Source organism: Persicitalea sp., from assembly GCF_041751555.1.
Taxonomy (GTDB): domain Bacteria; phylum Bacteroidota; class Bacteroidia; order Cytophagales; family Spirosomataceae; genus Persicitalea.
The window spans coordinates 1-2,243 of record NZ_JBGSXF010000429.1 but is presented as its reverse complement, the minus strand read 5'-3'; the positions used below and the strand labels follow the sequence as shown (position 1 = coordinate 2,243).

2 protein-coding genes are annotated in these 2,243 nt (G+C 54.9%); one reads left to right on the top strand and one right to left on the bottom strand.

The window, feature by feature from the left end; all coding sequences use genetic code 11:
* On the top strand, positions 1–651 hold a 651-nt coding region (gene arsS / locus ACEW8P_RS15015; protein WP_373513895.1), incomplete at its 5' end, for an arsenosugar biosynthesis radical SAM (seleno)protein ArsS.
* A gap of 83 nt (positions 652–734) precedes the next feature.
* On the opposite strand, the gene ACEW8P_RS15010 is transcribed toward arsS, so the two are convergent.
* Positions 735–2,243: ABC transporter permease (locus tag ACEW8P_RS15010; RefSeq protein WP_373513894.1), on the bottom strand; the 1,509-nt coding region annotated here is incomplete at its 5' end.

The following is a 2,243-nucleotide window of genomic DNA, read 5'->3' as shown; positions in this document are numbered from 1 at the left end:
CTGACGATCATCGTTGCCAACCCTAAGTACCACGACCTGCCGGAGTTCTACCGAGCCCATGGCGTAGAGGTAGTAAGTTCACTACCCTTTTACAACGCTGACAAGACTGACCGCCAGCGCGGAACGGGTGTGTTCAAGGATTCGGTACGGGCATTGAAGATGTTGAATGCTGTGGGTTATGGAATGGAAGGGATGGGGCTGACACTCAACTTAGTATATAATCCTGCCGGAGCGTTCATGCCCGCCAGTCAGGAGACGCTGAGGCGTCAATTCAAAAAGGTGCTTCGCGACGAATTCGAAATTGAGTTTAACGATCTTTTCGCCATCACCAATATTCCCATCAGCCGCTACCTCGACTACCTGATTTCGTCGGGCAATTTCGAGGGCTATATGGAGAAGTTGGTCAATTCGTTTAACCCTACCGCCGCCGAGGGCGTCATGTGCCGCAACACCGTATCGGTGGGCTGGGACGGTTACCTGTTCGATTGCGACTTTAATCAAATGCTGGAACTGCCCGTAGCAACACCCGCTCACCAGCACATCCGCGATTTCAATGCCAAGGCACTGGCCGGGCGCGAAATCGTCCTCAATCAGCACTGCTACGGCTGCACCGCTGGTGCAGGATCAAGTTGCGGCGGGGAAACGGCTTAAATTTTTAAAGGAGGTCTTCGACTACGCTCAGACTGACAAGTTGCTAGGTAATTGTCAGTCTGAGCGTAGTCGAAGACCTCTGTTCACTCCGAGCGCAACGACTTCACCGGATTCATCAATGCCGCCTTCACGGCCTGAAAACTAACCGTCAAGAGCGTAATGACTAACGCCCCCGCGCCCGCCACCGCGAAAATCCACCACGACAGCTCGGTGCGGTAGTCGTACTTCTGCAGCCAGCCGTCCATGAAGTACCAGGCCAGCGGTGAAGCGATGAGCAGGGAGATGAGGACGAGGAAAACAAAGTCTTTGGACAACAACCGCCACAGGCTTGCCACGCTCGCGCCCAGTACCTTGCGGACGCCGATTTCCTTGGTGCGCTGCTCGGCCATGTAGGAGGCCAGGCCGAACAAGCCCAGGCAGCTAATCAGAATCGCCAGGCCGGTAAAGACACCCGCCAGCTTGCCGACGCGCTCTTCGGAGGCGAATTTGGCGGCGTATTCTTCGTCCACAAACTGGTACTCGAAGGGTAGGTCGGGCAAGTTTTTCTTGTAAATGCTTTCGATGGCGGCAATGGATTGGCTTGCGCTTTGGGCGGGATTAAGCCGAAGATTGTAGTAGCTGGCGTTATCGTCCGTGCCGAACTTATATATTGACTGCTTCACGGGTTCATAGGGCGAGGTCATAATCATGTCATCAATGACGCCGATGACTGTCAAAGGTGGGTCGGGATCTTCGTCGGTCTCATCTCGGAGAATGGTGCCGATGGGGTCTTTCAAACCCATGTACTTTACGGCAGTTTTATTCAAAATCACCGCATTGGAATCCGTCGCGAACTCCCGCGAGAAGTCGCGCCCGGCGATGATTTTCAGGCCCAGCGATTTGACGTACTCGGCCGAAACGGTCGTCCAGGCAAAATCCTCCTGAAATCCTTCGGGCTTGCCTTCCCACAAAAAGCCCGAAGTGTTGGAATAGACCTGCGTGGTCGGGCTGCTGGCCGAGGACATCTCGACCACGGCCCCCGAATTGAGAAATTCGCGGCGCAGGAAATCGTATTTGCCCACGAAGTCGAATTCCGTCAGTGGAATTTGAATCAAACCCGCGCGGTCGTAGCCGATAGGGCGGTTCTTGGAATGCTGGATTTGGCGAAACACGATGATGGTGCCGATAATCAGGGCCACCGATACCGTGAATTGCATTACCACCAGCACCTTGCGGGGCAATGCGGCGTAACGTCCCACGCGGAAAGTACCTTTGAGCACTTTTACGGGTTGGAAAGAAGAAAGGTACAGGGCGGGATAGCTGCCGGAAAGCAGGGCGGTGAAAAGGATGAACAACAAGGAGGCGCCCCAGAAATAGCCGCTGGCCCAGGGGAATTCTATTTTCTTATCGGCCAAAGTGTTGAAAGCGGGCAAAGCGACCAGCACCAGAACCATCGCCGCAACAAACGCCAGCCCGACGACCATAAACGATTCGCTCAGAAACTGCCCGACCAACTGCGAACGCACCGAGCCCACCGACTTGCGGATGCCGACTTCCTTAGCGCGTTTCTCCGAGCGGGCGGTGCTGAGGTTCATGAAATTGATGCAAGCCAG